Raw genomic sequence first — 21,311 nt, forward strand, 5'->3', positions numbered from 1 at the left:
ACAACCCCAGGAGGAACTTGTGCCCATGGATGACAAGACGAAAATGGCGGGTCTGCTGCTCGGCGGCTATCTGCTTGGCCGCACGAAGAAGCTGAGACTGGCGTTCGTGATCGCCACAGCGGTCGCTGGGCGGAAGTTCGCGCCGGCACTGCTCGACAAGGGCAAGGAGCTCCTGGAGTCGTCGCCCGAGACGAAGAAGCTGGTCGGGCAGATCACCGGAAAGATGTCCGGTGCGCTCAAGGAAGCCGGCATCGCCGGAGCCTCCAAGGGGATCTCCGCGCTGACCAACAAGCTTCAGACGCGGACGGATCGGATGAACGGCGGAGGGCCTGAGGGATCCGACGAGGAAGAGCCCGAAAAGGAAGAGCCCGACGAGGAAGAACCCGCCGACGAGGAAGAGCCCGACCAGGAAGAGCCCGCCGACGAGGAAGAGCCCGACCAGGAGCCCGCCGACGAGGAAGAGCCCGACGAGGAAGAGCCCGCCGACGAGGAAGAGCCCGACCAGGAGCCTGCCGACGAGGAGGAGCCTGCCGACGAGGAGGAGCCTGCCGACGAGGAAGAGCCCGCCGACGAGGAGCCCGCCGACGAGGAAGAGCCTGAACCGGCACCGAAGAAGTCGGCGCCGCGGTCGCGGAGCGCGGCTTCGCGCAGTTCGTCGAGTTCGTCGACGACTGCGAAGAAGCCCGCACAGCGATCCACGCAAAAGCCTGCACAGCGGTCGAGTTCGACGTCCAAGTCGGCTGGATCGTCGTCCTCCGGCTCGTCGTCCTCCCGATCCTCGGCCGCCAAGGCGACTCCGCGACGCGGCGGCTCATCGAGTTCATCGAACAGTGGCTCGCAGAGTTCCCGCTCCGGCCGGTCCTCAAAGTAAGGAGAGCATGATATGGCTGACAAGTCGTCTGAGTCGTTGATGGACAGGCTGCCTCTCGGTGACCTGATGGACAGCGGGATCCAGTACGGGAAGTCGCTGTTCGGCAATCTCCTGGGCAAGGCGTCCGACAAGGTCGAGGGTCTCACCGAGAAGCTGACGGATTTCGCCAGTGGCGACTCGCCCGGCCCGGCCGGAGAGGCTGCGAAGGCAGGCGTCGAGGCTGCCGCCAAAGGGGAGAACCCGGCCAAGGCGGCAGTCGGCGGGGCGGTCTCCGGTGTGAAAGACAAGATCAAGGACGTCTTCACCGGCGGCGGCGGTTCGGGTAGCAAGCAGCAGAAACTCGTGAACATCGTCGAGTGGATCGAGGTCGGTGTTCCGGCCAGGGTCGCGTACAACCAGTGGACCGAGTTCGAGCAGTGGTCCGACTTCATGAAAAAGGTCGAGAACGTCGACTACGAAGGGGACGAAGGCAAGGTCAGCTTCAAGGGACAGGTGTTCTGGTCTCACCGCAAGTGGGACGCGACGATCAAAGAGATGGTGCCGGACGACCGCATCATCTGGAGGTCCACAGGAGAGAAAGGTCATCTCGACGGTGCAGTCACATTCCACGAGTACGGACCGCGGCTGACCAAGATCTGCATCGTCGTGGAGTACTACCCGCAGGGACTCTTCGAGAAGACCGGGCAGATTTGGCGGGCCGTCGGGCGGCGCGTGCGTGTCGAGATGAAGCGCTATGTGCGCCACGTCATGACGACGACGATTCTCGATCCGGACAGCGTAGAAGGCTGGCGCGGTGAGATTCGCGACGAGGAGGTTGTCCGGACCCACGAGGAAGCCGTCGAGCAGGAGAACGCCGAGAACGAAGAGAACGACGACCAGGACAACGGGTCGGACGACGCGGACTCCGAGGCTTCAGACGAAGGCGGGGACGAGTACGACGACGAGGACACCGACGACGACGAGAACACCGACGACGAGGACCGCGACGACGAGTACGACGACGATAACGCCGATGGCGACTCCGGCGACGACGAGTACGACGACGAGCCGGCCGACGACGAGGAGGAGCCTGCCGACGAGGAGGAGCCTGCCGACGAAGACGAAGAACCCGTCGACGAAGAAGACGAACCAGTGGACGAAGACGAGTACGAGGAAGCCGACGAAGAGCCGGCTAGGAGGTAGGTGAGCAATGAGCATGACGACACAATCCCGAGGCGGCTATCTCGAGCGTCCTCAGTCGAGTTCCCTTGCGGACGTGATCGAGGTGATCCTCGACAAGGGCCTCGTGATCGACGCCTACGTGCGGGTGTCGCTGGTCGGAATCGAGGTGCTGACCATCGACGCGCGGATCGTGATCGCGAGCGTCGACACGTACCTGCGCTTCGCCGAGGCGACGAACCGTCTCGACCTGACCAAGCAGGGCGGCAAGGACCTCCCCGAACTCGTCGAGTCGATGTCGCAGAGCGGCGCCAAGGGCAAGACCAGCGGCGCACTCTCCGGGGTGAAGGACGCGATCGAGGGCGGCGACGACGATGACGACGACAAGAACAACGACAAGAGCGACGACAGGAGCAGCGACAGGAGTGAGGAGCGCCGTCCTCCGCGTCGTCGGGCTCCAAGCCGAAGCGAATGATGAGCGCCCTCGACACTGACCAGTACGTCTACGGCATCGTGCGCGCTGGCACGCCGGCCCCGGGGCTGCCCGGGGTCGGCGACGAGCGCGTCGAAGTCCTGGCGTCCGGCGACCTCGCCGTTCTCGTGACCCCTGTCGTGGATTCCGCAGAGATCGGCACGCCGGAGAACCTGCTGGCGCACAGCCGGGTCCTGGATGACGTGGCCGCGGAGAGCGCCGTGCTGCCGATGACGTTCGGGACGATCGTCCCCGACACCGATGCCATCATGCACGACGTCCTGCCGCGCATGCGCGATGAGTACCTCGACAAGTTGCGACGAATCGAGGGCGCCAGCCAGTTCACGGTGCGCGCACGATACGTCGAAGAGGTAGCGCTGGCCGAGGTGATCAGCGAGAACCCCGAGGTCGCGCGACTTCGCAAGACCACCAGCGGCAGAAGCGAAGAGGAGTCCTACTACGAGCTCATCGAGGAGGGCCGATTGGTCGCCGACGAACTGGAACACAAGGCGTCAGGGGATGCGCGCACCATTTCCGACCGACTGGCGCCGGTCACACGCGAACTGGTGATCCACGAGCGGAGCCGGGCCGGGGACGTCGTCGAACTCGTTGCGCTGGTTGAGCGGACTGCGCAGGGCGACTTCGAGAGCGCGGTCGAGCGTCTGGCCGCCGAGAGCGCGGGCCGGATCACCTTCCGTCTGCTCGGCCCGCAAGCGCCCTACGACTTCGTCGGCGAGGTGTGAGGCCATGGGGTTACTGACCAGCCTGATCGGGTTGCCGTTTGCGCCCATCCGAGGAACCATCTGGATCGCAGAGCGGGTACTCGAAGAAGCCAGGCGACAGTACTACGATCCTGGCGTGATTCAGCGGCAGCTCGAAGAGATCGGGCACGCCAGAGAGCTCGGGATGATTTCCGAGGACGACGCCCGCGCGTTGGAGAAGGAACTCGTCGCCAGACTCATGGAAGCCAGTAGGCAGCCGCGTCGGGAGGGATAGCAATGGCCGATCAAGACCAGCCCACGATCACCACGCGACGGCGGCGTGGGGAGTCGGGCGCGACCGCCGGGAGTGCTTCGCAAGCGAAGGCCTCCTCATCGGAATCGAAGGAGTCATCGGAAGACTCGCCGAATGAGCCTTCCGAGCCCTCGTCGAAGGAGAAGCCCGGCAATCGTCAGAGCGATGGTTCGTCCGAGGACCGGAAGCCCGAGGACCGGAAGTCCGGCGACCGGAAGTCCGACGACCGGAAGCCTGTGGACCGGAAGCCCGAGGACCGAAAGTCCGGGGGGGACCAGAGCAGCGGCCGCAACTCGAAGATGACTCCGGCGATCGCTGCCCGCGAGGCCGTGCGGCAGCTGCAGGAGTTGAGTCGGCACGAAGTGGAGGGCGTGGTCGGTATCGAGAAGGGCGACGACGGCGGCTGGACGGTGACTGTCGAAGTCGTCGAGAGCCGTCGCATCCCGGACACCGCGGATGTCCTGGCCGAGTACGCGGTCGGCATCGACGACGCCGGTGACCTCACGACGTACTCCCGGAAGTCCCGGTATGTGCGCGGCCGGACCAGCCGCGAATGAGGCCGGCGCAGACTCCACCGCTGCATCCTCACCGATCCGAATCCAGGGTGGCCGAATGAGCGATGACAACGTAGGCGCATCCATGATGCCGATGCGCGGCAAAGCCATGCAGCCTCAGCGGTCGGGCGACGGCACGCTCACGCACGTGATCGAGACGTTGCTGGACAAGGGCCTCGTCATCAACGCCGACATCACCGTCGCCGTCGCGGGGGTGGAGCTCCTCGGGATCCGCATCCGCGCCGCACTGGCCTCCCTGGAGACCGCAGCGCGCTACGGATTGGAGTTCCCTTCAGGGACCTCCAGAGACACGGTCGCGTGGCAAGATGCTATGGAGCAGAAGGACACCTGCCCGGCGTGCGGCAAACAGGCCCCGCTGCAGCAACTGCTCAACGAGTTCTGCCCATGGTGCGGTTGGCAGAGCGCGCAAGCGCTATCGAAACAGTCCGGGTCGTCGGAAGCTGAGTGAGTCTGATGTCGCAGTCGTCGCAATCGCCTGTGCAACCGACGCGGGACCAGCGGGCGACCCTGGGAGCCTTGGTCGACGTGCTGCTCAACAAGGGCGTCTATCTCGACGTCGACCTGATCATCACCGTCGCCGACATCCCGCTCATCGGCGTCAACCTGCGCGCCACGATTGCGGGCATGGAGACGATGCTCGAGTACGGCATGATGCAGGGCTGGGACGAACGCACGCGGGCCTCCGTTCGCCAGTCCGTCGCCCGTCACCTCCCGTTGCGTTCGGGCGAAGACGTCCTGGCCACAATGGCAGGAGGGTTGAACGAGGCGGGAGCGGAGCAGGGTCCTGCGATCTGGCGGTTGGGGACCGTGCTGGTGACCACGCAGCGTCTGATGGTCTTCCGCCGTGAGCCTCCCGAGATCCTCTGGGAAGCGCCGCGCTCCGACGTCGCTACCGTCACGAAGAAATCCGAGCCGAGCGCCGGGCGCAGTGAGCGCACCCGCGTCGAGGTTCGCTTGGCGAGCGGCCAGGAGGTCGTCCTCCAGGCAGCCCGGCCCGAACAGCTGGTGTCAGTGCTCGGCAGCCGGAACGGTATCGCGACCGCGACCGCGTCGAGGGGACGCCCCGGACCCCCGCCGCGTGAGCTCGATCTGGAGGACGCGTCGCCCGAGGGGCAGCTGCTCACCAGTGATCTCTTGTTCCAGGAGACCCGGGCCGGCTCTCCGGTCTGGCGCAGAGGTGCCGCCGTGTACAACGTCGCCACCGGCTTCACGTGGAAGGCGGCAGAGGACAGGCGACCCGCAGTCCAGCTCACGCCCCGCGAGATCACGCGAGTCCGCACCGAGGACCAGCCCGACCAGGAGACGAACGGGCGGATACTGGTGATCGAGTCATCCGGCGGGACTGTGCGCCTGACGGGTGACCGGATCGCGGAGTGGGCGCAGGTCCTCGCCGAGGCGACCGGCGCGGCTCCGGGATGAACGCGGCATGGACGACATCGGAGGTGCGCAATGACACTGAACGTGGATGAGGACAGCCTCAAGAACGGCGTGCTCACACTCGTCGTGACACTGGTCGAAGTCATCCAGGGAGCTCTGGAGACGCAGGCGCTCCGACGTCTGGAAGGTGGCGACCTCACCGAGGAGGAGCAGGCCCGGCTCGGCGACGCGCTGCTCGAGCTCGATGAGGCGATGGAGCAGATCAAGAGGGATCACGGCATCGCGGAGGCCGTGGCCGATCTGCATTCCGCGCTCGACGACGTCGTGGACGATGTCGTCGGCAAGCTCGTCAACGTGGGACTCCAAACCGACGGGCAGGAAAAGGGTCTCCCGTGGAAGCGATGACCACCGCCGAGGAGCCCGGCCTCTACCTCTATGCGATCCTTCCGGAGCGCGTCGCTACGCCGTCGCTCGGGGTCGGCATTCGCGACGCGCCGCTGAAGGTCGTCACGGCCGCGGGCCTCGCCGCTGTCGTCCATGAAGGCCAGGTGGGCGCGCTGACCGGCGACGACGCCGACGTGAAGGAATGGGTCGTTCAGCACAGCGAGGTCGTGGAGCGCGTGTGGGGCTTCGGCGACACCGTATTGCCGGCCACTTTCAATGTGATTGTGGCGCCGGGCGACGGAGAGTCGGCCGCGGAGCGACTCTGTGGCTGGCTCACCACTTCCGCCGAAACCCTCGCAGCCAGGCTCCAGACCCTGGCGGGCCTGGTCGAGTTGCAGGTCGAGATCGACCTCGACCCGCAGAGGGTGGCGCAATCCGACCCAGAGGCGACGCAACTGCGAAACTCCCTGGCCGAACGCCCTCCTGGCGTCCGTCGGCTGCTGCAGAGGAAGCTCGACACCCTCGAACGCGACGCGGCCGACCGACGGGCCGACGAACTGTATCCGGATTACCGGCGACGGTTGGCCGAGCACTGCGAGGACCTCTCTGAGGGCCGCCGCGCCCATCCGCCGCAGGGATTCGTGACCGTGCTCAACCTGGCCCTCCTCGCCCGCCGGGAGGCGGTGGAGTCCGTGGGGTCCGTCCTGGCCACCATACGCAGCGAGCAGCCGGCTGCTGAGGTGAGCTTTTTCGGGCCGTGGCCGCCGTATTCGTTCACCGACGCGCTCGACATCGGGACGGTCGGCGACCGCGCGTCGGCCCGTTAGCCCGCGAAGGGGGCTATTCCTCGAGGGTTTTGCAGTTGATCCGGAGGCCGGCCGCCGAGTTGCACTGGAGGCTCATCTCCTCGAGCCACTCACGGTCGATCGGTGCTGTGCCGCCATGCTCATAGCGGAACGCCAGGGGGATGCTGGGGTCGATCCACACTGTCACGCGGCCTGTTCCGAGGGTGGCCGGATCGATCCAGGAGAAGAAGAAGCCCTCGCGGCGACGAAGCTTCAACCCCATCACCACTTGGAGGTGAGCAAGGGTCCGGTCGTCGAAACCGAAGCAGTGGCCCGTGCCGTACGTCAGCGTGCCCATGCGGCACCTCCCGCCTGACGCCCAGGGTCCGGGGGCGACACAGCCTCACCCAATCGTAAGTCTCGGCGGCGCTCGCGGCACCAAGTTATCGAAAGTCGTCGGTCATGCTTTTCGCCAGTCGTCGCTCGTCAGGTGGGAGCCGGCCTGCGGTCCCATCTGCAGCATCCCTCCGTCGACGGTCCAGGACGCGCCGGTGACGTAGGACGCAGCCGGGGAGGCCAGAAAGGCGATGACGGCGGCGACTTCGCGGGCGTCGCCCGGGCGACCCAGCGGTATGCCCGGACGGTGCACCAGGCGTGGGTCTTCGTCCTCGGCGTTGTTCATCGGGGTCGAGATTTCGCCCGGTGCGACGGAGTTGCAGGTGATGCCGTATTCGCCGAGCTCGAGGGCGAGCGTCTTGATGAGTCCGCCGAGGCCGTGCTTGGCGGCGTCGTATGCGGCTGAACCGACGCGCGGCTGGTGCTCGTGCACGCTGGTGACGGCGATGATCCGGCCGCCCTGGCCGGCATCGACCATACGGTGCGCAATCCGCTGGATGCACACGAACGGACCGTCGAGGTCAGCGGCGACCGTTGTGCGCCAGGTGTCCCAGTCCGTGTCGAAGAAGGCCGGACCGCCATTGACGCCGGCATTGTTGACGAATACGTCGCAGCCGCCCAGGCTGTCGGCCATGCCGTCCACGACGTCCCCGCACGCGGGTGCGTCGGTCGTGTCCAGCCGCGCGACCACTGCGCGTCTGCCCGCGTCGCGAACGAGGCGAGCGGTCTCCTCCGCGCCCTCCTCATCCGAATGCCAGGTGATGCCGATATCGAGGCCGGCCTCGGCCAGGACGACGGCGGTGGCCCGTCCGATGCCGGAGTCGGAACCGGTGACGATTGCAGTGCGTGGAGCGAAGTCTTCTACAGCCATGTCGCCGAGTGTCCGCTCAAACGAGACCTGCGACAAGGGGGCTCAGAGCGCGATGTCCCCTCGCCACGCGCCGCTCCGGTTCGCCGGCAGCTCGATGAACGTCTTGAAGTTCTGGAGGTCCCTCTTGATCGCCCGGTCGTCGACGCCCAACACGACACCGGCCTTCTCGATGAGGCCTGTGGCGTTCCAGTCGAGCTGAACAGTCACGCGGGTCGTGGAGTCGGACAGCTTGTGGAACGTGACGACTCCGGCGTGGTCCTCGTCGCCGCCGGTGCTGTTCCACGCCACGCGCTCATCCGGGTGCTGTTCGGTGATCTCGGCATCGAATTCTCGTTCGACCCCCGCGATATTCACTCTCCAGTGTGTGTGGGTGTCGTCGATCTGGTGGACCGATTCGACGAAGTCGAGGAAATGCGGGAACGACTCGAACTGCGTCCACTGGTTGTAGGCGATCGCGACGGGTACGTCGACGTCGATCGTTTCGATTACCTGGGTCATTGTCTTCATCCCTTCGGTTGTCGGTTGCCGCGCCGTGAGGACGGCTTTCTGAGGGGACCATACGCCGCGCTCACTGGTTCGGCTAGGGATTGCGCTCAGGGCCCGTTCTCTGTATGCGTTCCCCCTGGCGCATCCCTCAGGAAGTGCGCCGGGGCTCCACGTCGAACACGGCAGCACCCGGCACCTGCGCGTTCGCAGCCCCGACCTCCGCGGCGACCGCGAGCGCTTCGCCCAGGCTCCCGCCGCGGTCGAGCACGCCGACCAGTCCGGCAAGAAAACAGTCACCGCTGCCCACGGGGAACAGCCCGGGCCGGTCGACCACCGCCGCGACGACTCGCTCGCCCGACGCCGTGACGGCGAACGACCCGGCTTCGCCGTCGGTCACCACGGCCGTCTGCGCACCCCGTGCGACCAGGGCCAGCGCGGCCCGCTCGCGGTCGGCTTCGCCGGTCAGGTCGGATGCTTCGCCCCGGTTCACCTTGACCAACCGCGGATGCGCCGTGTCGATGATCGCGCCGAGCGCAGGCCCGTGCACGTCGACGGCAAGGAGGACACCTCGGTCGACGTCAGCCGCGAGCACGCGGGCGAGGGCATCCGCATCGACGTCGGCCGGCACCGCGCCGGAGAGCGTCAGCCACTCGCCGGGCCGCACGGATCGCGTGCGTCGCGCGATCTCGTCGAGCGGCACGTCGAATGCCACCACCGGTTCGTAGAATTCGGTCAGGCTTCGCGCCGAGGTGTCCGCGGCACTCACGCAGAGCCGCGTCTCGATCTCCGTCGGGATGCGATCCACCTCGACGGCGCTCACCCTGAGCAGATCGGCAACCAGCTCGCCGATTCGCCCCCCGAGTGGTGCGATCGCCCGCACGGGCAGACCCAGCCGGGCCAGCGCCCGAGCGACGTTCAGCGATTTGCCCCCAGCCGAGCGGATCACCACCGGCGGACGATGGATGGCGCCCAGCCGCACCTGGTCGAGCACGTACACGATGTCCAGTGCAGGCGTCAGCCCGAGCGTGTGGATCGTCACGTGAGTGCGCCGACGAGTTCTTTGCGTGTGGCCTGAGCTCCTGTGCCGCCCTGCCCGCGCACGGAGAGTGAGCCCGCGACTGCCGCCCAGCGCAGGCGCTCGCTTTCATCGCCGGCACCTCCAAGAAACGCGGCGAGGTAACCGGCATCGAAACTGTCGCCCGCACCGGTCGTGTCGACCACATCCAGTACGAGTCCCGGCGCAGAAGCGACACGGGCGCCGTCTTCGAAGGCAACACCGCCATCCGCACCGGCTTTGACGACCACGCGGCAGCCGAGAGCCGACAGGGCAGCTCCCGCCTCATCCAGATCCGTCACACTGCGGCCGCCGAGGGCTGACGCGATGGCCAGCGCTTCTTCGCGGTTGGGCAGGAAGAGGTCCACCCGTCGCAGCACCTCGTCCAGACCGGTCCACTGCTCGGCCGGGTCCCAGTTCGTGTCGAGGCTGGTCGTCGTGCCGCGAGCGGCCAGCGCATCCAGCACCTCCGGGAGCGCGGCCGCAAGGGAAGGCTGCAGGAAGTACGAGGCGAAGTGGACGTGCAGAGGCCGCAGCTGTCTGAATGCCTCGAGCACGGCATCCGCGGAGAGCGCAGGTATCGTTCCTGGCAGCGTCAGGATGGCGCGGTCGTGCGGCTCCGACAGTACGACGGACAGGCCGGTGGGCCGCTCGGGGTCGACTGTGATCGCCGAGATGTCGACACCGACCGCGCGGAGCCGCTTGAGCACGATGCCGCCGAACTCGTCCTGCCCGACGACGGCCGCAAGAGCCGTGCGCACGCCGAGCTGCGCGAGCCCGCACGCCACGATCCCCGCGCTTCCACCGAGCACGAGGTCGGCTGTGTCGAGCAGCTGCTCCGCCTGACCGAAACGCGGGACGGTGTCGCCCGTCAGCATCAGGTCGGGATTGGCGTCGCCGACGACGAGAACGTCGATGACGCTCATCCCTTCAGGCCCGAGAAGGTCATCGTCGCGATGAACTGCCGCTGTGCGAAGAGGAAGAACAGGATGAGCGGCATCGTCGCGATGACGTTGCCGGCCATGATGAGACTCCAGTCTGTCTGGTGCATGCCCTGGAAGTTCGCGATGCCCAGCTGGAGCGTGAAGGCGTTCTGGTTGTTGATCGCGATGAGCGGCCAGACCAGGTCGTTCCACGCGCCGAGCAGGGTGAAGATCGCGAGCGTGGCGATCGCCGGGCGTGCCAGGGGCAGCACGATGCGGAAGAAGATCTGCCACCGGTTGCAGCCGTCGATCGCGCCGGCCTCTTCGAGTTCGGCAGGCAGCGACATGAAGAACTGCCGCATCAGGAAGATTCCGAACGCGGTCGCGAGCCACGGTACGATCGCCGCGCCCAGCCCGTTGAGCAGTCCGAGCTTCGCGAACAGGATGTAGGTCGGGATCATCAGCAGCTGCGTCGGGATCATGATCGTCGCGAGGATCATGAGGAAGCCGAAGTTGCGGCCGGCGAACTTCAGACGGGCGAATCCGTAACCGGCCAGCGAGCAGAGCACGATGTTCGAGACGATCGCCGTCGCCGAGACGATCACGGTATTGCCCAGCCACAGCAGGATGTCGGTCTGGCTGAAGAGCCTGACGTAGCCGTCGAGGGTCAGGTGCGACGGGATGAATGGGGGCGGGAATGCGATCAGGTCCTTCGCCGGCGAGAACGAGGCAAGGATCATCTGCGCGAACGGGACCACGAACAGGATCGCGATCGGCAGCAGCACGAAGTGCCATCCGCTCATCCGTCGCTTGCGCCGGCCGCCGCCTGCTCCGACCTCGCGCGCCACGGTCAGGGAGGCGCTCGAGACCTCGTCGAGTACTGTCGCCATCAGAAAGCCTCCGAACCCCGGCGTCGCGAATACAGCACGACGCCGATCGTGATGAGCAGCGTGAACGCGAAGAGCACGTACGCCGCGGCCGAGCCGTAGCCGAACTGCAACGCGTGGAACGCCTTGTCGTACAGGAAGTAGACGATCGTCTTGGTGGCGTCCAGCGGGCCTCCGCGCGTCGTGGTGTACACGAGGTCGAAGAGCTGGATGGCTTCGATGGTCTGCCAGATCACCACGAAGACCGTGACCGGCGCGAGCTGCGGCCACACGATCCGCCAGAACGTCTGCCAGCGGTTTGCGCCATCGATGCGCGCGGCCTCGATCAGGTCGGACGGCACGTCCTGCAGTGCCGCCAGGTAGATCACCGTCGTGAATGCGGCGGAGCCCCACAGCGACATGATCGCGATGACGAGCATCGCCTGGTGCGGGTCGTCGAGCCAGCCCTGCTGCGGAAGGCCCAGCACGCGAAGCACGTTGTTGACGAGTCCGAACTGCGGGCTGAACAGGTAGGTCGACAGGATGCCCGTGGACGCCGCCGAGGCGACGAACGGCACGAAGATCGCCGTTCGGTAGAAACCCATCCAGCGGATGCGCCGGTTCAGCGCGACCGCGAGGAAGAGCCCAAGGAGGACAGACGACGGGACGAACAGCAGTGTGAAGCCGGCCGTGTTCGTGACGGCGTTCCAGAAGTCTGCATCCCCGACCAGGGTCGCATAGTTCTGGCCGCCGACCCAGGTCGGCGCCGTGAACCCGTCCCAGCTCTGGAACGAGAGAACGAAAGCCCAGAGCGCAGGGAAGATAGAGAGCCCCAGGATGATGACCGTGGCGGGAGCCACGAACCCCCACCCCGTGAGCGCGGACATCAGTCCCCGCCGGCGCTTGACGCTGCGTGAGCGCGTCGCGTCCGGCGTCATCCCTCGCCCGACGGTGCGGGAGGTCGTGTCGGCCATGGTGGTCCTCGCCTCCGTCCTACTTGCTCATGGCGGCGTCAGCCGTCTGTGCTGCCTTGTCGAGAGCGGACTTCGGTTCGCCCTGGCCCTGCAGCACGAACGAGATCGCCTTGCCGATCGCCACGGAGAGATCCGCGTAGCCTTTGCTCGTCGGTCGGGTCTGCTTCACGTTCTTGGAGTTGGCGACGAACACGTCGTAGCCGGGATAGTCAGCCGACTCTTTCGCGACGGCGGCGGAGGTGGCCTCGGAGGAGCGCAGCGGCAGGTTGCCGATCGCGACGTTGAAGCGTGCGTCCTGAGCATCCGACGTCAGCCATTCTGCGAACTGGGCGGCCCAGTACGCACGGTTCGCGTCGTGGTGGTCGAACAGCGCCCAGATGTCAGGGCCCGAAACCGTCTGGTGGTCGCCGCTCGTGCCGGGCAGCTGCACGACACCGTACTTCGTGCCACCGGTCTTGAGGTCGCTGAGCTCCCACGGGCCGGAGGTGATCATGCCGATGCGGTTGCTGACGAAGAGCTGGCCGAACTTCTCGTCGGTCTGGTCGAGGTAGACGCTCTTGTCGTCGACCGCCATCGAGCGCAGGAAGGTGAGCGCGTCGTCGCCGGCAGGCGAAGCGAATTCCGACTTGGTGCCGGCGCCGTTCATGATGGACCCGCCGTTCTGCCAGAGGTGCGGCCAGAACTGCCAGGTCGTCTCTTCACTGCCGGAGACCGAGTAACCGTACCCGTAGACGTGGTTGGCCGTGTCGGTCAGCTTCTTCGCTGCGTTGCGGAAGTCGTCCCAGGTCCAGTCGGCGGTGGGATAGGCGAGGCCGGCCTTGTCGAAGAGCGTCTTGTTGTAGAGCAGGCCGATGTTGTCGACGACGGCGGGGAAGCCGATGACCTTCTTACCTGTCGGCTGGGCGGTGCCACGAGCGGCGGCCGTGAACTCGTCCCATTTGACCTCTGGCTTCTTCACCTCGGCCGAGATGTCGAGCGTGCGCCCGGAGGCTTCGAGCTGCCCGGCCCACGAGCCGAATGCGTACGACATGTCGGGGTACTGGTCGCCTGCGAAGCCGGCTGAGAGTTTTTGCAGCAACTGGTCGGTGGACGACGCACCGGGCGAGATGTTCACGGTGACGTTGGGGTGCGCCTTCTCGAACTCCTTCGCGAGAGCCTCGATGGTCTTCTCCGCCTGGTCGGACTGGCCCGACCACACTTCGATCTGCGTATTTGCCTTGGTGTCGAGCGTGGTCGCGCCCTGCGATCCGCTGCACCCGGCTAGTGTGGCGAGCACGGCCGTGGCGGCCAGCACGCCGGATGCGCGAAGCACGCGCTTGCGGAGTGGAGTCAACATCTTTGGTCCTCTTCTCGGGTTCTGCTGTAGTGGTGCTACTGGTATTGGGTCTGCTGGTATATCGGATTCTGCCTTGTCGATGCTGGTGGTCAGCTGAGCACGATGGAACGGGTCAGGTGCCGTGGGGCGTCGGGGTTCAGCCCGCTGCGCTCCGCGATGGCGACGGCGAGGCGCTGCGCCTGGGCGAGCTCGACCAGGGGATCGGCGGTGCCGACGCGCACGGTCGCGCCGGTGCGCTCGATGTCGGCGACGAGGGTCGGTTCGGCGCGGCCGATGATCCAGACGAGCGAACGGCTGTCGGCGACGGCGAGCGGTCCGTGCCGGTAGTCGAGCATCGGGTACGACTCGGCCCACGCCTGCGCGGCCTCGCGGATCTTGAGTGCCGCCTCCTGCGCCAGCCCGTACGTCCATCCGCTGCCGAGGTACACGAAATGCGTGAGGCCTTCGATGTCGACGTCGAGCGGACGAGAGAGGGTCACCTCGGCCTGGGCGGGGAGCGTGTGCACGTTCTCGCCGAGAGCCGCGCGGGCGAGCAGGAGGAAGGTGGTCGGGAAGCGCGTCTGCACCACCGACTCCTCGTCGGCGAAGTCGAGCAGCAGCACGTCGTCGACACGCTCGGCGACGGGAGAGTCACCGACACCGGTCACCGCGATCGTGCGCACCCCGGCCGGAAGCGCGTCAAGCGCCTCGACGACCTCGGTGGTCGTGCCTGAGCGGCTGAGCACCAGGACCGCGTCGTAGTCGCGCCACGTCCACGGCTCGGACGCGTATGCGGCGTCGGTCACCCCGAAGCCGGCCTGCTCGCGCAGCGCAGCGAACGACTCGGCAACGAAGGCGGAGGTGCCGCAGCCGAGCACGAGCATGCGCGAGCCGGGCAGCGTGAGCAGTTCGGTCGCTCGTTCTGCGTGCTTGTCGAGCGCTTCGCGCCAGATGGCCGGCTGGCTGGCGATTTCGCGGGAAGTCAGTGTCACAAGGTACTCCTGTGGGTCGTGGGCGATGCGGCGCACTCCGTTGCGCGTTGGACTTATCATTAGCGCGGAGTGAGCGTTTGACAACAAGACTGTGCATATCGCTCACTCTTTCTGATCGTTTGTTACAGAGAGGTTTCCGAATGACGCGCGACGACCAGTTCGATCTCGCCGACCTGCGCCTGGTTGACTGGGCTCCCCGCAGTCAGCTGCGCGCCCGCGTGACCGACGTTTCCCGGCCCGCCGTCCCTGTGGTCGATGTCCACAACCACCTCGGCCGCTGGCAGTCCGGTGGCGTGTGGATGGTCGACGACGTGCGCGCGCTCGTCGCGTCGATGGACGACTGCGGTGTCGAGACGATCGTCAACCTCGACGGCCGGTGGGGCGACGAGGTGACCGCGAACGTCGAGCGTTACGATCGCGCGCATCCGGATCGCTTCGTGACCTTCTGCCACGTGGACTGGTCGCGGCTCGCGGAGCCCGGCGGCGTCGCGCAGCTGACGGCCTCGCTCGACGACAGCGTCGCGCGGGGCGCCCGCGGCGTCAAGGTCTGGAAAGATCTCGGTCTCTGGGTGCGCGACGCCGACGGCAGGACGATCCTCCCCGACGACCCCCGTGTGATCGAGGTACTGGCGCACGCCGGCTCCCTCGGCCTGCCGGTGCTCATCCACACCGCGGACCCGATCGCGTTCTTCGAACCGCTCGACCGCCACAACGAGCGCCTGGACGAGCTGGCGGGGATGCCGGACTGGTGGTTCGGCGACCGCGACCGCTACCCGTCGTTCGACCGGTTGCTGGATGCACACGCCGCGTTGGTGCTCGCCTGCCCCGATACGAGGTTCATCGGTGCACACGCGGGATGCGCGGCCGAGGACCTCGATCGCGTCGAGCGGCTCCTCACCGCGGCACCGAACTACACGATCGACACGGCCGGGCGCATGGCCGAGCTCGGCCGTCAGCCACGCCGGTTCGCGCGCCTCGTGGATGCGCATCCTGAGCGGGTGCTCTTCGGCACCGACTGCTATCCGCCAACGACCGAGCAGTATCGACTGCACTACCGCTTCTTCGAGACAGACGACGAAGGGTTCGCGTACGACCCGGACGACGAGATCCCCGGTCAGGGCCGCTGGGATGTGTCGGCGCTGGCGCTCGACCCGAAGCTGCTCGAGGCGGTCTACCGGGGCAACGCGCGGCGCGTGCTCGGGCTCTGAGCCTCAGCCCAGTCGTCGAGGTGCCGACGACTGGGCTGAGGACGAGCTCTAGGCGGCCTTGCGGTGTGCGTCGACGACGGCGCAGAACCGGGCGACGAGCCCGGCCATCGACGCGCGGGCGCCGTGCGTGTAGCGGCGGGGGTCAACCGCATCCGGCTGGGCCGCCAGCGAGCCCCGCAGTGCGCCGGTGTATGCGATGTTGAGGGCGGTGCCGACGTTCACTTTGCGGATGCCGGCTGCCACGGCCGCCGCGATCACGTCATCCGCGACACCGGATGAGCCGTGCAGCACGAGCGGCACGGGCACCTCGGCGGCGAGCCGGGTGATGAGATCCAGGTCGAGTTGCGCCGAACGATCCCGCATCGCGTGCGAGCTGCCGACCGCGACGGCGAGCCCGTCCACTCCGGTCGCCTCGACGAACGCGGCGGCCTCCGACGGATCTGTTCGCACGCCGGGAGCGTGCGCGCCGTCCTTTCCGCCGATCGCGCCGAGTTCTGCTTCGACCCACACGCCGGCATCGTGCCCACGGGCGGCGATGTCCCGTGTCGCGGCGACGTTCGCTGCGTAGTCCAGCTTCGATGCGTCGAACATGATCGAGCCGACGCCGAAATCGGATGCCCGGGCGAGGATCCGCTCGACGAGCGCGCGGTCCTCGATGTGGTCCAGGTGGATGCCGAGCGGGGAGCCCGACGCGAGCGCGATCTCGCGGCAGGCCGCGAGCAACGGCTCGGGCGCACCGCGGAAAGCGATCGCGTTCTCGCTGAGCTGCAGCAATGCGGGCGACCCGGCGGAGGCCGCGCCGGCAGCGACGGCCTCCGCATGGTCGAGGGAGAGCACGTTGAACGCCGCGAGTGCCCGGCCGTCAGCCGAGGCCGCAGCGATCAGTTCGCGCGTGGGCGCGAGCGTCACCGTGCCGCAGTCTCGAGCGTGCCGCCGAGCGCGACGGGCAGAAGCGCGGCGTGGCGTGCGGTGAGCTCGTCGCACAGTGCCCAGATCTGCTCGGGCGTGAGCGAGGAGGCGGCGTTCGCGTCCGTGAGTACGGCACGGCGCACGAGCTCCGGGTCGCCGGTCCTGGCGGCTTCGATAGCGAGTTCAGCCACCGAGAGATATGTGCGGTTGAGCGCGGCGCCCTGGGCGGGGATGGCGCCGAACGGCAACGGATGCACGCCCGTCGCGTCGACCAGGCTCGGCACCTCGACCACGGCGCCCTCCGGGAGGTTGTCGATGAGGCCGCGGTTCACGACGTTCGCGTGGATCGTGCGCTCCGTGCCGGTGAGGATCGAGTGGATGATCTGGGGCGCGTACTCGGCTGCGCCCTCTTCCAGCTCCAGCAGTTCGCCCGTCGCGAGAGCCGCCTTGGCGTGCTCGAACTCGGCGACGTTCTCCTCGGAGATGCCGATGTACTCGAGCGGCTTGAGGCGGAACTTCTCGATCTGGTCCGGGTCGCGCAGGAACCAGGAGAGGTACTCGGAGGAGTGCTCGCTCGTCTCGGTCGGGTAGAACCCGATGCGGCTGAAGATCTCGACGCGCACCCGGCGGCGGAGCTCGGGGTCGCGCTCGATCGCTTCGCGCAGGCGGGGGTACATGTCTTCGCCGTCGCGCGACCATTCGACCAGCCAGGCCTGGTGGTTGACGCCGGCCGCCCGGTAGTGGGTGCCCTCCATCGGCACGCCGATGAGGTCGCAGAGATCGTGCACGGTCCAGTAGACGCTGTGGCAGAGGCCGACGGTCTTGATGTCCGGTGCGACGACGGACATCCACCAGACGTTCATCGCCATCGGGTTGGTGTAGTTGAGGAACCACGCATCCGGGCACAGGTCGAGCATGTCCGCAGCGATACCGGAAAGAACGGGGAACGTGCGCAGGCCGCGGAAGACGCCTCCGACCCCTGTCGTATCGCCGATCGTCTGGAGCAGGCCGGCCGCGGCGGGCACCTCCAGGTCGATGCGGGTGGCGGCGATGCCGCCCACCTGGATCATGTTGATCACGAAGTCAGCACCGGCGAGGGCTTCGCGCCGGTCGAGGGTCGCAACGATCTCGGCCGTACGGCCGAAGCGACCCGCGACCTGCTCGGCGGTCCCGCGGGCCACCTCGAGACGTTCGGCATTGATGTCGTGCAGCACGATGCGCAGCGGGGGCAGGTCGTCGAAACGGAAGAGGTCGGCGAGAAGCTGGCGGGTGAAGACGACGCTTCCCGCTCCGAGGAAAACAATCTGGGGCATGGTGCGATTGTGCGACACTCTGTCTGGTCCGCGCAACAGAATGAGCGAATTGCGGATAATATGATCAGAATGAGTGATCGATTTACGATCCACTCGCTGAAGGGATGGGTCATGGTCGCCGCGGCTGCTCAATCTGTGATCGCAGGTGTCACGTCGGGACGCCGTGCCCAGCGCATGGTCGCCATCCTCGACCTCGTCTCGGAGCGCGGGTCGGTCAGCCTCGCCGAACTCGCAGAGACACTCGACATCTCGGCGGCGACAGCGCGCCGCGACCTCTCCGACCTGGCAGACCAGAATCTGGTCGTGCGCACGCACGGGGGAGTAACGGCGCTCGAGCGCGGACGCGAGATCCCCGTCGCGTTGCGGGATACGCGGTTCCAGGAGGCCAAGCGCGCGATCGCGAAGGCCATGGTGCAGCGGCTCCCGCCAGAGAAGCACGTCATCGCCCTGAGCGGCGGCACGACGACCGCGAGCGTCGCCCGTGCCCTGGCCAATCACCGCGACATCGCCGTGGTGACGAACTCCCTGACCATCGCCGGCCTGCTCTCGGGGTACTCCGGAGTGCGCGTCGTGATGACGGGCGGCTTCCTTCGTCCACAGTCGCTGGAGCTGGTCGGTGCGCTGGCCGAGAGCACGTTCAACGCCGTCAACGTCGGCACCGCGATCCTGGGGGCGGACGGCATCAGCGCGTCGACCGGCGTGACGACGCACGACGAGACCGAAGCGCGCACGAACCTGGCGATGGTGACGAAGGCGCAGCGCACGGTCGTCGTGGCCGACGGCTCGAAGGTCGGCGCGGTCGCGCTTGCGCAGGTTGCCGACATCGGGCAGGTGGAGATGCTGATCACGGACAGCACCGCCGATCCGGCCGAACTGGACCGCCTGCGCGCCGCCGGCGTGGAGGTCGTCGTCGTCGACGTGGGCAAATAAGCGAGGAAGACTCGTATTCTCTTGAGTGCGGACGCCGCAGGGGCGTACCGTTCGACCATGGAAGCAGACGACTCGAGACCCGAGACCGACGACTACGTCATGGGGTACTGGATGTACGAGGAGGAAGGGCGCGCCTACCTGGCGACGCGTCCCGACCTGAACTTCGGCGACGACCATGTGATCCGCACCGTCGAACTCACCGACTACGGCCCCCGGGGCGGCACGATCACGGTGAGCGTCTCGTACGACCTGTCGCCCGCGGAGGTGCAGGCGCTCATCCGGGAATCCCAGGATCGGCAGGCGCTGCGCGGAGAGTGACCCGGCCCTGTTGTGTGAACCGCCAGGAGCGGCCCGCGCTGGATGGGGACGTCAGCCGGCCGCGCGCCTGACCAGTTCGCCGATCCGCGCCGTCGCGTCCGCATCCAGCGTCGTGATCGCGTATGCGACGGGCCACATCGTTCCGTCGTCAAGGCGTGCCGGGTCGTTGAACCCGAGCGTTGCGTACCGCGTCTTGAACTTCTTCGCGGGCTGGAAGAAGCAGATGTTCTTTCCGTTCTTGTAGTAGGCGGGCATCCCGTACCAGAGCTTCGGCGCGAGTTCGGGAGCGCTTTCCGTGACGATGGCATGGACGCGCAGCGCCATTTCGCGGTCGGACTCTTCCATCCCGGCGATCTTCTCCATCACGTCGGCCTCGTCGGCTGCCGCGTGGGGCTTCGCTCCCCGGCGTGAGTCCGTCCTCACTTCTGTGGCTCGCTGCTTCATCGCCGCGCGCTCCTCAGCGGTGAAAGCTTCAGGCGCTTTGGTCTCGTCCGTATCGCTCATCGGCTGCTCCCCTTCGGTTCGATCCCCTCCGACGAACCTAACCCTGAAGCCTCGGCTCTGCGAGCGCACGAAAGTCGCGCAGAGTGGTTTATCCGGCGCCGGGAGACCGCTTCTCGCACCTTTCGTGGGCGACGCCCTAGAGTCGCCCTCATGCGCATCGGAATTCTGGGAACCGGCCCGATGACCCGGGCTTTGGGAACAGGTCTGATCGGGGCGGGGCACGAGGTCGTCATCGGTTCGCGCGATCCGGCCAGAGCCGAGCGGCTGAGTGATGAGCTGCACGCTTCGGCCGGTGTCGATCACCGAACGGCGGCCGGGTCGGATGTGGTGATCGTTGCGGTCGACGATCGCGCCGTGCTCGATGTGGTCGGCGCGATCGCCCCCGTGCTCGACGGCGTCGTACTCATCGACCTCAACAATCCCATCGATCCGCCGCACTGGGAGAGCCGGTACGCCGGGGGAGCGTCGCTCGCCGAGCGCATCGCGGCGGCCGCGCCCCGCGCCCGGGTAGTTAAGGCGTTCAACACGATCTACGCCGAGCGGCTCACCGATCGAGCAGGGGCCGATCCCGAGCCGGAGGGTGGACCCGTCCAGGTGTTCATCGCCTCCGACGATGAGCCGGCGAAGGCGATCGTCGCAGGGCTCGCCGAGGCGATCGGCTGCCTCCCCATCGATGTCGGCGGCCTCCGGGTGGCCCGCCACCTGGAGAATCTCACCGGTTTCGAGGTGGATCTCGTCGCGCGCGGCTTCGCTTCCTACGTCGGCGTACGTTTGCTCGCGGGCTGATCGGCGAAAGTCCCGACTTTCGTCAGCCGCACCTTAGGCTGGCCGCATGGCCGGAGGTGCGGGCGACGAGCGCAGTGTCGCAGAGCGCGTCTTCGCCATCGCCGATGCATTCGAGAGTGGCGGAGAGCTGACTCTCAGCGAGGTCGCGCGCCGGGCCGGACTGCCGACCTCCACCGCCCACCGCCTGCTCGCCGAGTGGGTCGCCTGGGGTGGCCTCGTGCGCGGTGACGACGGGCGCTACCGGGTCGGCATGAAGCTCTGGCGGCTGGGCGTGCGGCAGCCGACGGCCCGCCGGCTCCGCGATGTGGCCCGCCCCTACCTCGACGACCTGCTGGAGGCGACCGGCGAACACGTCCACCTCGCTGTTCGCGATGGGCTTGGCGTCGTCTATCTCGAGCGCCTCTCCGGCCCGGGCGCCGTACCCGTGATCAGCGATGTGGGCTCGCGCCTCCCGCTGCATGCGACCGCCGTCGGACTCGCGCTCCTGGCCTACGCGCCCCAACAGGTCTTCGCCGACGTTCTGGACGGGCCCCCGCGCAAATTCCTCGCCAACACGCTCACCGGTGAGGCCGAACTGCGTTCGCGACTGGCGGGCATCCGCGCAACCGGGCTCTCCACGTCGGTCGAAGAACTCACCCGCGGCGCATTCTCGGTCGCCGCGCCGGTGCGCGACGCGGCCGGCGAGGTGGTGGCCGCGGTCTCGGTCATCGCCCACGTCGAGCGCGTGGACGAGCCGCAGTTTCCGCTCGGTGTGCGGATGGCGGCCCGCGGTATGTCGGGTGCGCTCGGCTACCGCAGCTGATTACCTTTCCGCTCAGTGGGAATCCGTA

Annotated in this window: 27 protein-coding genes; 15 read left to right on the top strand and 12 right to left on the bottom strand. The window is 67.3% G+C overall.

What is annotated here, in order from left to right; all coding sequences use genetic code 11:
* The first annotated feature begins 25 nt into the window (after window positions 1-25).
* The 10 genes from ACPPVQ_RS03065 (at window position 26) to ACPPVQ_RS03110 (ending at window position 6,678) form a co-directional block, all read left to right on the top strand.
* The gene (locus tag ACPPVQ_RS03065) at window positions 26-871 is read left to right on the top strand and encodes a hypothetical protein (protein ID WP_426518515.1); all 846 of its coding nucleotides are present in this window, start codon (window positions 26-28) and stop codon (window positions 869-871) included.
* A gap of 12 nt (window positions 872-883) precedes the next feature.
* A complete protein-coding gene (locus ACPPVQ_RS03070) occupies window positions 884-2,053 on the top strand; it encodes an SRPBCC family protein (RefSeq protein WP_426518517.1) in 1,170 nt (389 codons plus the stop codon).
* 13 nt (window positions 2,054-2,066) lie between these two features.
* A complete protein-coding gene (gvpJ, locus tag ACPPVQ_RS03075; protein ID WP_426518519.1) occupies window positions 2,067-2,504 on the top strand; it encodes a gas vesicle protein GvpJ in 438 nt (145 codons plus the stop codon).
* Entirely contained in the window at window positions 2,504-3,244 is a 741-nt protein-coding gene (locus ACPPVQ_RS03080; protein ID WP_426518521.1) for a GvpL/GvpF family gas vesicle protein, read from the top strand. The genes gvpJ and ACPPVQ_RS03080 overlap by 1 nt, the downstream gene beginning before the upstream one ends.
* A gap of 4 nt (window positions 3,245-3,248) precedes the next feature.
* Complete coding sequence (locus ACPPVQ_RS03085) at window positions 3,249-3,497, top strand: gas vesicle protein GvpG (RefSeq protein ID WP_426518523.1); 249 nt, start codon at window positions 3,249-3,251, stop codon at window positions 3,495-3,497.
* A gap of 254 nt (window positions 3,498-3,751) precedes the next feature.
* Entirely contained in the window at window positions 3,752-4,072 is a 321-nt protein-coding gene (gvpO, locus tag ACPPVQ_RS03090; RefSeq protein ID WP_426518525.1) for a gas vesicle protein GvpO, read from the top strand.
* A 55-nt stretch (window positions 4,073-4,127) separates the two neighbouring features.
* Complete coding sequence (locus tag ACPPVQ_RS03095) at window positions 4,128-4,538, top strand: gas vesicle protein (protein ID WP_426518527.1); 411 nt, start codon at window positions 4,128-4,130, stop codon at window positions 4,536-4,538.
* A gap of 29 nt (window positions 4,539-4,567) precedes the next feature.
* Window positions 4,568-5,509, top strand: coding sequence for a gas vesicle protein (locus ACPPVQ_RS03100; RefSeq protein WP_426518529.1), 942 nt, complete (start codon window positions 4,568-4,570; stop codon window positions 5,507-5,509).
* Window positions 5,510-5,539: 30 nt separating this feature from the next.
* Window positions 5,540-5,872: a gas vesicle protein K gene (locus ACPPVQ_RS03105; protein WP_426518531.1), complete on the top strand. Its 333-nt coding sequence runs from the start codon at window positions 5,540-5,542 to the stop codon at window positions 5,870-5,872.
* Window positions 5,869-6,678 carry a GvpL/GvpF family gas vesicle protein gene (locus ACPPVQ_RS03110; RefSeq protein WP_426521381.1) on the top strand — a complete coding sequence of 270 codons (810 nt, stop codon included), beginning with the start codon at window positions 5,869-5,871 and terminating at the stop codon, window positions 6,676-6,678. The genes ACPPVQ_RS03105 and ACPPVQ_RS03110 overlap by 4 nt, the downstream gene beginning before the upstream one ends.
* 13 nt (window positions 6,679-6,691) lie before the next feature.
* Here the strand turns inward: ACPPVQ_RS03110 and ACPPVQ_RS03115 are convergent, their stop codons facing one another.
* The 9 genes from ACPPVQ_RS03115 to ACPPVQ_RS03155 all read right to left on the bottom strand — a co-directional run bounded on the left by ACPPVQ_RS03115 (window position 6,692) and on the right by ACPPVQ_RS03155 (window position 14,513).
* Window positions 6,692-6,994: an ATP-dependent DNA ligase gene (locus ACPPVQ_RS03115; RefSeq protein WP_426518533.1), complete on the bottom strand. Its 303-nt coding sequence runs from the start codon at window positions 6,992-6,994 to the stop codon at window positions 6,692-6,694.
* Window positions 6,995-7,096: 102 nt separating this feature from the next.
* Window positions 7,097-7,903, bottom strand: a complete 807-nt coding sequence (locus tag ACPPVQ_RS03120; protein ID WP_426518535.1) for an SDR family oxidoreductase — start codon at window positions 7,901-7,903, stop codon at window positions 7,097-7,099.
* Window positions 7,904-7,945: 42 nt separating this feature from the next.
* A complete protein-coding gene (locus ACPPVQ_RS03125; protein WP_426518537.1) occupies window positions 7,946-8,401 on the bottom strand; it encodes an SRPBCC family protein in 456 nt (151 codons plus the stop codon).
* A 136-nt stretch (window positions 8,402-8,537) separates the two neighbouring features.
* Window positions 8,538-9,428, bottom strand: coding sequence for a 1-phosphofructokinase family hexose kinase (locus ACPPVQ_RS03130; RefSeq protein ID WP_426518539.1), 891 nt, complete (start codon window positions 9,426-9,428; stop codon window positions 8,538-8,540).
* Window positions 9,425-10,369, bottom strand: a complete 945-nt coding sequence (locus tag ACPPVQ_RS03135) for a carbohydrate kinase family protein (RefSeq protein ID WP_426518541.1) — start codon at window positions 10,367-10,369, stop codon at window positions 9,425-9,427. The genes ACPPVQ_RS03130 and ACPPVQ_RS03135 overlap by 4 nt, the downstream gene beginning before the upstream one ends.
* Window positions 10,366-11,256: a carbohydrate ABC transporter permease gene (locus tag ACPPVQ_RS03140; RefSeq protein ID WP_426518543.1), complete on the bottom strand. Its 891-nt coding sequence runs from the start codon at window positions 11,254-11,256 to the stop codon at window positions 10,366-10,368. Before ACPPVQ_RS03140 ends, ACPPVQ_RS03135 begins: the two co-directional genes overlap by 4 nt.
* Window positions 11,256-12,206, bottom strand: coding sequence for a carbohydrate ABC transporter permease (locus ACPPVQ_RS03145; RefSeq protein WP_426518545.1), 951 nt, complete (start codon window positions 12,204-12,206; stop codon window positions 11,256-11,258). Before ACPPVQ_RS03145 ends, ACPPVQ_RS03140 begins: the two co-directional genes overlap by 1 nt.
* Before the next feature lie 19 nt (window positions 12,207-12,225).
* Window positions 12,226-13,542 carry an ABC transporter substrate-binding protein gene (locus ACPPVQ_RS03150; protein WP_426518546.1) on the bottom strand — a complete coding sequence of 439 codons (1,317 nt, stop codon included), beginning with the start codon at window positions 13,540-13,542 and terminating at the stop codon, window positions 12,226-12,228.
* An 89-nt stretch (window positions 13,543-13,631) separates the two neighbouring features.
* Window positions 13,632-14,513, bottom strand: a complete 882-nt coding sequence (locus ACPPVQ_RS03155; protein ID WP_426518548.1) for an SIS domain-containing protein — start codon at window positions 14,511-14,513, stop codon at window positions 13,632-13,634.
* Window positions 14,514-14,653: 140 nt separating this feature from the next.
* Between ACPPVQ_RS03155 and ACPPVQ_RS03160 the strand changes: the two genes are divergently transcribed.
* Window positions 14,654-15,721: an amidohydrolase family protein gene (locus ACPPVQ_RS03160; protein ID WP_426518550.1), complete on the top strand. Its 1,068-nt coding sequence runs from the start codon at window positions 14,654-14,656 to the stop codon at window positions 15,719-15,721.
* A 48-nt stretch (window positions 15,722-15,769) separates the two neighbouring features.
* On the opposite strand, the gene ACPPVQ_RS03165 is transcribed toward ACPPVQ_RS03160, so the two are convergent.
* Both ACPPVQ_RS03165 and melA read right to left on the bottom strand, forming a co-directional pair.
* A complete protein-coding gene (locus tag ACPPVQ_RS03165) occupies window positions 15,770-16,630 on the bottom strand; it encodes a class II fructose-bisphosphate aldolase (protein ID WP_426518552.1) in 861 nt (286 codons plus the stop codon).
* Window positions 16,627-17,943: an alpha-galactosidase gene (gene melA, locus ACPPVQ_RS03170; protein WP_426518553.1), complete on the bottom strand. Its 1,317-nt coding sequence runs from the start codon at window positions 17,941-17,943 to the stop codon at window positions 16,627-16,629. The genes ACPPVQ_RS03165 and melA overlap by 4 nt, the downstream gene beginning before the upstream one ends.
* A gap of 69 nt (window positions 17,944-18,012) precedes the next feature.
* On the opposite strand from melA, the gene ACPPVQ_RS03175 reads away from it, so the two are divergent.
* Window positions 18,013-18,873, top strand: a complete 861-nt coding sequence (locus ACPPVQ_RS03175) for a DeoR/GlpR family DNA-binding transcription regulator (RefSeq protein WP_426518555.1) — start codon at window positions 18,013-18,015, stop codon at window positions 18,871-18,873.
* A gap of 57 nt (window positions 18,874-18,930) precedes the next feature.
* Entirely contained in the window at window positions 18,931-19,191 is a 261-nt protein-coding gene (locus tag ACPPVQ_RS03180; RefSeq protein WP_426518557.1) for a hypothetical protein, read from the top strand.
* Window positions 19,192-19,242: 51 nt separating this feature from the next.
* Here ACPPVQ_RS03180 and ACPPVQ_RS03185 read toward each other — a convergent pair whose 3' ends face one another.
* Window positions 19,243-19,695, bottom strand: a complete 453-nt coding sequence (locus tag ACPPVQ_RS03185) for an iron chaperone (protein ID WP_426518559.1) — start codon at window positions 19,693-19,695, stop codon at window positions 19,243-19,245.
* A 150-nt stretch (window positions 19,696-19,845) separates the two neighbouring features.
* Between ACPPVQ_RS03185 and ACPPVQ_RS03190 the strand changes: the two genes are divergently transcribed.
* Together ACPPVQ_RS03190 and ACPPVQ_RS03195 are read left to right on the top strand one after the other, a co-directional pair.
* On the top strand, window positions 19,846-20,481 hold the full coding sequence (locus tag ACPPVQ_RS03190) for an NADPH-dependent F420 reductase (protein ID WP_426518561.1): 636 nt from the start codon (window positions 19,846-19,848) through the stop codon (window positions 20,479-20,481).
* Between the two features lie 46 nt (window positions 20,482-20,527).
* Window positions 20,528-21,283, top strand: coding sequence for an IclR family transcriptional regulator (locus ACPPVQ_RS03195; protein WP_426518563.1), 756 nt, complete (start codon window positions 20,528-20,530; stop codon window positions 21,281-21,283).
* Window positions 21,284-21,311: the final 28 nt, after the last annotated feature.

Source organism: Leifsonia sp. McL0618 (assembly GCF_049994905.1).
Taxonomy (GTDB): Bacteria; Actinomycetota; Actinomycetes; order Actinomycetales; family Microbacteriaceae; genus Diaminobutyricibacter.

Coding starts and splice junctions, on each gene's coding strand:
- ACPPVQ_RS03175 (WP_426518555.1), top strand. CDS start 18,013: ATGAGTGATCGATTTACGATCCACTCGCTGAAGGGATGGGTCATGGTC.
- gvpJ (WP_426518519.1), top strand. CDS start 2,067: ATGACGACACAATCCCGAGGCGGCTATCTCGAGCGTCCTCAGTCGAGT.
- ACPPVQ_RS03105 (WP_426518531.1), top strand. CDS start 5,540: ATGACACTGAACGTGGATGAGGACAGCCTCAAGAACGGCGTGCTCACA.
- ACPPVQ_RS03085 (WP_426518523.1), top strand. CDS start 3,249: ATGGGGTTACTGACCAGCCTGATCGGGTTGCCGTTTGCGCCCATCCGA.
- ACPPVQ_RS03115 (WP_426518533.1), bottom strand. CDS start 6,994: ATGGGCACGCTGACGTACGGCACGGGCCACTGCTTCGGTTTCGACGAC.
- ACPPVQ_RS03145 (WP_426518545.1), bottom strand. CDS start 12,206: ATGGCCGACACGACCTCCCGCACCGTCGGGCGAGGGATGACGCCGGAC.
- ACPPVQ_RS03180 (WP_426518557.1), top strand. CDS start 18,931: ATGGAAGCAGACGACTCGAGACCCGAGACCGACGACTACGTCATGGGG.
- ACPPVQ_RS03140 (WP_426518543.1), bottom strand. CDS start 11,256: ATGGCGACAGTACTCGACGAGGTCTCGAGCGCCTCCCTGACCGTGGCG.
- ACPPVQ_RS03125 (WP_426518537.1), bottom strand. CDS start 8,401: ATGACCCAGGTAATCGAAACGATCGACGTCGACGTACCCGTCGCGATC.
- ACPPVQ_RS03150 (WP_426518546.1), bottom strand. CDS start 13,542: ATGTTGACTCCACTCCGCAAGCGCGTGCTTCGCGCATCCGGCGTGCTG.
- ACPPVQ_RS03195 (WP_426518563.1), top strand. CDS start 20,528: ATGGCCGGAGGTGCGGGCGACGAGCGCAGTGTCGCAGAGCGCGTCTTC.
- ACPPVQ_RS03190 (WP_426518561.1), top strand. CDS start 19,846: ATGCGCATCGGAATTCTGGGAACCGGCCCGATGACCCGGGCTTTGGGA.
- ACPPVQ_RS03110 (WP_426521381.1), top strand. CDS start 5,869: ATGACCACCGCCGAGGAGCCCGGCCTCTACCTCTATGCGATCCTTCCG.
- ACPPVQ_RS03120 (WP_426518535.1), bottom strand. CDS start 7,903: ATGGCTGTAGAAGACTTCGCTCCACGCACTGCAATCGTCACCGGTTCC.
- ACPPVQ_RS03160 (WP_426518550.1), top strand. CDS start 14,654: ATGACGCGCGACGACCAGTTCGATCTCGCCGACCTGCGCCTGGTTGAC.
- ACPPVQ_RS03070 (WP_426518517.1), top strand. CDS start 884: ATGGCTGACAAGTCGTCTGAGTCGTTGATGGACAGGCTGCCTCTCGGT.
- melA (WP_426518553.1), bottom strand. CDS start 17,943: ATGCCCCAGATTGTTTTCCTCGGAGCGGGAAGCGTCGTCTTCACCCGC.
- ACPPVQ_RS03095 (WP_426518527.1), top strand. CDS start 4,128: ATGAGCGATGACAACGTAGGCGCATCCATGATGCCGATGCGCGGCAAA.
- ACPPVQ_RS03065 (WP_426518515.1), top strand. CDS start 26: ATGGATGACAAGACGAAAATGGCGGGTCTGCTGCTCGGCGGCTATCTG.
- ACPPVQ_RS03135 (WP_426518541.1), bottom strand. CDS start 10,369: ATGAGCGTCATCGACGTTCTCGTCGTCGGCGACGCCAATCCCGACCTG.
- ACPPVQ_RS03185 (WP_426518559.1), bottom strand. CDS start 19,695: ATGAGCGATACGGACGAGACCAAAGCGCCTGAAGCTTTCACCGCTGAG.
- ACPPVQ_RS03080 (WP_426518521.1), top strand. CDS start 2,504: ATGAGCGCCCTCGACACTGACCAGTACGTCTACGGCATCGTGCGCGCT.